We start from the raw sequence: 5,489 nt of genomic DNA, 5'->3' as shown, positions 1-5,489 counted from the left end.
AGACTGCGGCCTCCGGGCGCGCGATCTGACGATCGTCGCGCGCCCTTTGGCCCGCTAGGAACGCGGTAGCAGCTCATTCATCGAGCCGGATCGGAAGCCGCGGGGGTCGACCTCCACCCGGTCGAAACCCTCGATCACCGCCAGCAGCTCCGGGCGCGCGGCCAGGGCCCGCACACGAGTGGCGTCCACCTCGACCATCGCCACCGTGCCAAGGTCACGTACCCGCAGGTTGCGCACGCCCAACCCGGCTGTGTGCACTGCCGCCCGCAACGCCGCCTCGGCCCGTTCGACGCGAGCAAGACGTGCCGGTGACACCGTGATCCCGTAGGCGACGCGGCTTGCCAGACACGCCGCGGCCGGTTTGTCCCAGGTCGACAACCCCCACCACCGGGACGCTTCGCGGACCTGGGCCTTGGTCAGACCAGCGTCCAACAGCGGGGTCCGTGCCCCCCGGGCGGCCGCCGCGCCGATACCCGGTCGGAAGCCAGCCACCGCGTCATCCGCGTTCGTGCCGGTCACCACATGGGCGAGCCCGAGGGACTCCGCGAGTGGGCGGAGCGTCTCGGTGAGCTCCGCCTTGCAGAAGTAACACCGGTCCGGACCGTTGGCCCGGTAGCCGTCGCGTCCCATCTCGTTGGTGGCCGGCGTGAGGTGGCGGACCCCGAGCTCCGCCGCGAAGTCGCCGGCCGCCCGCTGCTCCGTCCCCGGCAGAGAGGGGGAGATCGCCGTAGCGGCCACAACCCGGTCGACACCGAGCGCCCGGACCGCGGCCGCGAGCAGGAACGCCGAATCCGCCCCACCGGAAAAGGCGACCAGTACGGATCCGAGCTCGGCGAGCCTCACGGCAAGATCGTCAAGGCGACCGGCCAGGACCCGGCCATCCACCCCCACCGGCTCCGGCACCCGTCCCGACGACAGTTCCAGCACCCGTTCCGACGACACGGATCTCCCTGCTACAGAAGCCGACACGAATCCGAGGGTAGTGACCCACCGGCGTCGGACGCATGCCCGGTGCCTGTTTCGATGCTGCCGGGATGACTCCTGAGACAGCGCCTGGGGATAGGGTCTTGCGCCATGGCCAGGGTCGTAGTGGACGTGATGCTGAAACCGGAGATCCTCGACCCGCAGGGGCAGGCGGTGCTCACCGCATTGCCGCGGTTGGGCGTGGCCGGCATCGTCGGGGTGCGCCAGGGCAAGCGGTTCGAGCTGGAGGTGGACGGCGAGGCGGATGCCGACGCCCTCGCCATGATCGAGCAGCTTGCCGCCTCACTACTGGCCAATCCGGTGATCGAGGACTACGTCGTCCGGGTTGAACCCGCACCCGCCGCCCAACCCCGGTAAGAGCGCCCGACAATCGTGCCCGGCAATAGTGCCCGGCAATAGGAACGTGGATCGGGGCACCGTCCCGGGGGACGCTATCCGGGAGGCGCTATCCGGGGGGAGCCATCGGGTCGGCCGGCGAGACGAACGCGACCCGGCGTCCACATGAGTCACAGACAGCGACCCAGGCATCAGGTTCGTCGTCGTCGGCCACCAGATGCGCCAATGGGACGATTCCGCCGCACCACGGGCAGATGATCCACGGCCCGTCCGCACCGGCGCCTGACGACTCAACATCGAGTGATTCCACCTTCCTGACGGTGCCACCAGACGTCCGCCCCCGAGGACTCCGCAGGCCCTTCGGTGACCACAGCCGCCTGTTCCCGGGACGCGAGCCCCCAGCTACCCGGGCCCAACGCCGGCCGCCGGCCGCCGGACGGACACCCGACACCGAGGCCCACGGCTCATCACGGGAGCCGGTGACAGGATGGGCGGGTGGGCACGGACGAAGTACCTTCAGTCGCCATTGATCAACTTCCGGTCAACCTGTCGCCGGATGCAGACATCCTGCTCCTCGACGTCCGCGAGGTCGAGGAGTGGGACGCCGGACATGTCACCGGTGCGGTCCACATCCCCATGGGCGAACTCCTCGAGCGCCTGGACGAGGTGCCGCGCGAACGGGACGTGGTGGTTGTCTGCCGGTCAGGCCAGCGTTCGGCCGCGGTCACGGCCTACCTGCACCGGGCCGGCTGGCGTGTCCGCAACCTCAACGGTGGAATGATCGCCTGGGATGCGGCGGGCCGCCCGATGGAGAACGCCACGCCGCAGCCGCCGGCTGTGATCTGACCAGCGCCTTTCGGTCAAGTCGGCGGTCGTTGTTGTGGACACGCCTTTGCATCCGCGGCGTACCGATCGTCAGCTGTGGATATCGGACGATGAGCGCACTCCTGGCGCGACACTGGACATCATGAACCATGACAACCCCGCCATGTCGACCGCGCGGGCGCTGGCCGTGGGCCTCGCGCTGTGTCTCGGACTCACCTTCGCCGCGGCCGCCTGCGGCTCGCTCAACGATGCGTCGGCCGCCAACGCCGGCGGGCTCGGGGGCGCCGGACAAAATGGGCAGGTCACCGCCGGGAGCGCCCTCGCGACGTTGGGGTCGATACCGGTCCACGCCGCGACGACCTCGCCGCAGTACCGGCGGGACGCGTTCGGCGATCCCTGGCAGGACGTCGACGGCAACGGCTGCGACACACGGAACGACGTCCTGCACCGGGACCTGACACTGGTGACCGTCAAGCAGGCAGACCCGTGCATTGTCCTGACCGGCGAGCTCAAAGATCCTTATACCAACCGGACGATCCGTTTCAACAGGACGCGGGCCGCTGCCGCCGTCCAGATCGATCACGTCGTCGCGCTGGCGAATTCCTGGCGTACCGGGGCCGCCTCATGGCCATCGGACAAACTGATCAGTTTCGCGAACGACCCGGAGAATCTGCTGGCGGTCGACGGTCCGGCGAATCAGAATAAAAGCGACGATAATGCCGCACAGTGGCTACCGCCGAATCAGGGATACCGGTGCCAGTACGTGGCCCGCCAGATCGGCGTGAAAGCCCGCTACGGCCTGTGGCTGGAGCCCGCCGAACGCGACGCCATGGCCAAGGTGCTCAGTAAGTGCCGGGCGCAGCCGACGCTCGGCGGGAGGCCCGCCGGCTGACCCCGAACATCCACGTCAACCCCCAGGCGTCACATCGGGCAACTATTCAAGTACAATTAACGTGTTCATTACCAAGATGGGGCTGGGCGCGAGTAATTCCCAGCCGACCCGCCTCCAGGCGACCCGCGCGGCCGGGTTGGCTGCACGTAGGTGGCTGCACGTAGGTGGCTGCGGGTCGTTGGACGCAGGCAGGTGGTGAGGACAGCATGGGGCAGGCGGGAGAGCGTCTGGATCTGTTCGACCGCCTGGACATCGGGATGCTGGCCGTCGGTACGACCGATCGCCGAGTGCAGCGGGTGAACGCGGCGACATGCCGGATCCTGGGACGTAGTGAGAGCGAGCTGCTCACCATGAGCTGGGACATGTTGCTCCATCCGGCGGACCGGGCTGCCCAGCTGGTGACCACGCGACAGTCCGCGGCGGGTGGGCAGGCCGACGGGCAGACGGGGCATCAGGCCGACGGATGGCCAGGCGGGCAGCGCGTGGTCCGCTTCGCGCGTCCGGACGGCTCGACCGTGCACGTCCTGGCGACGGCGATACTTCTGCGCGACGGTCCGGACGGGGAGCCGTACTACCTCAGCCAGTTCCAGAACATCACCCAGGAGATGGCCGCCCACCACCACCTGCGGCTGTTGTTGGACAACACCCCCGTGGCGTTGTTCCTGATGGATCCACACGGTCGCATCGTGTTCACCGACGGCGAGATGAACGCCGCCCGGGTGGACCCCGATCGACGATCGACGATCGTCGAAACCTTCCAGGACCTGCCCGTCACGCCCATGGCCCGACGTGCGCTGACCGGCGAGCGCGTCTGTGGTGTCATCGAGGCGTACAGCCGCCATTTCGAAACACACATGGTGCCGATATTCACCGCGGACGGGACGGTGACATCAGTGGCGGTCGTCGCAACCGACGTCACCGAACGCGAAAAAGCTCTGACAGAACTACGAATCCGCTCCGCTGAACAGCAGATTGTCGCCGACCTCGGCCGCCGCGCCCTGACCAGCCTCGAACCCGACCCCCTGTGGACGGCCTCCGCCACCGCAATCGCCGACCACCTCCACACCGACAGCGTCACCATCCATGAACAGCACCCCGGCCACACCGGACCACACCTGGCCGTCCACGTCGGAACACCCCCACCCGGCACCAACGCCCCCGGCGAACTCACCGTCCCGATCGGCCCGCCCGAGCACCCCACCGCCATTCTCACCGTCCACCGCAGCAGCCCGTTCGCCGCCCGCGAATGCGCATTCATCGACGCCGTCGCCACCATCCTCGCCGCCGCCGCCGCCCGCTTCCAGGTCGAACGCGAAGCCCGCTTCCACGCCTGGCACGACAGCCTCACCGGCCTGCCCAACCGAACCGCGCTCCTCGACCGACTCCACCACGCCCTCATCCACACCGGCGTCGGCATCCTGTTCATCGACCTCGACGGCTTCAAAACCGTCAACGACTCCCTCGGCCACCACACCGGTGACCAGCTCCTGCGCACAATCGCGACCCGGCTCCAACACGCCGTCCGCCCTCACGACACCGTCGCCCGTCTCTCCGGCGACGAATTCGCCATCCTCTGCGGGAACATCACCAGCGCCCCCACCCTCCAGACCATCGCCGACCGCGTCGTCACGGCCCTCGCCCAACCCACCACTCTCGACGGCCGCACTGTCACCGTTACGGCCAGCGTCGGTATTGCGATCTCCAGCCCCGAACTCGCCGACCCCGACGACCTCCTGCGCGCCGCCGACATCGCCATGTACACCGCCAAACACTCAGGCCGCGGCCATCACCTCCTGTTCGACGAAGCCATGCGCGCCTGCCTCCTCGACCGCCTCACCACCGAAAACGACCTCCGCCACGCCCTGGCCACCCCCGGCGAACTCCGCCTCCATTACCAACCCATCCTCAACCCCACCGGCGACACCATCGGCGCCGAAGCCCTCATTCGCTGGCAACACCCGACCCGCGGCCTCCTGCTCCCCGACATCTTCATCCCCCTCGCCGAAGACACCGGGCTGATCACATCCCTCGGCCGTTGGGCCCTGCACACCGCGTGCCACACCGCCGCCACCTGGACGACCGGACTGCCCCTCATCCCCCCACCGCACATCACCATCAACGTCTCCGCCCGCCAGCTCACCGACCCCGACTTCCTGCCCGACCTCACCCACCTCCTGCACACCACCAACCCCGACGACCGCTACCAGCTCTGCCTCGAAATCACTGAAAGCACGCTCATCCACGACACCCCCGCCGTCACCGCCGCCCTCCATGCCCTACGCGCCCTGGGCATCACTCTCTATATCGACGACTTCGGCTCCGGTCACTCCTCCCTCAGCCGTCTGCACCGCCTCCCCCTCGACGGCCTCAAAATCGACCGCCGATTCATCAGCACAATGACCGACGACCCAACCGACCACGCCATCGTCACCGCCGTCATCCACCTGGCCCA

4 protein-coding genes and 1 pseudogene are annotated in these 5,489 nt (G+C 68.4%); 4 read left to right on the top strand and 1 reads right to left on the bottom strand.

The window, feature by feature from the left end:
* Positions 1-54: 54 nt before the first annotated feature.
* Positions 55-873 (bottom strand): annotated as a pseudogene (gene larE / locus U9980_RS06805) (ATP-dependent sacrificial sulfur transferase LarE); the annotation flags it as partial.
* A 201-nt stretch (positions 874-1,074) separates the two neighbouring features.
* Here larE and purS point away from each other — a divergent pair.
* The 4 genes from purS to U9980_RS06785 all read left to right on the top strand — a co-directional run.
* Positions 1,075-1,341, top strand: coding sequence for a phosphoribosylformylglycinamidine synthase subunit PurS (purS, locus tag U9980_RS06800; RefSeq protein ID WP_322767154.1), 267 nt, complete (start codon positions 1,075-1,077; stop codon positions 1,339-1,341).
* 474 nt (positions 1,342-1,815) lie between these two features.
* A complete protein-coding gene (locus U9980_RS06795; RefSeq protein ID WP_322751793.1) occupies positions 1,816-2,166 on the top strand; it encodes a rhodanese-like domain-containing protein in 351 nt (116 codons plus the stop codon).
* 121 nt (positions 2,167-2,287) lie between these two features.
* Positions 2,288-3,037: an HNH endonuclease family protein gene (locus U9980_RS06790; protein ID WP_322767153.1), complete on the top strand. Its 750-nt coding sequence runs from the start codon at positions 2,288-2,290 to the stop codon at positions 3,035-3,037.
* Between the two features lie 164 nt (positions 3,038-3,201).
* The coding region (locus U9980_RS06785; RefSeq protein ID WP_322767152.1) for an EAL domain-containing protein at positions 3,202-5,489 on the top strand (2,288 nt) is incomplete at its 3' end.

This window comes from Protofrankia sp. Cr1, assembly GCF_963555865.1.
Lineage (GTDB): Bacteria > Actinomycetota > Actinomycetes > Frankiales > Frankiaceae > Protofrankia.
This window is presented reverse-complemented; position numbering and strand designations above follow the sequence as displayed.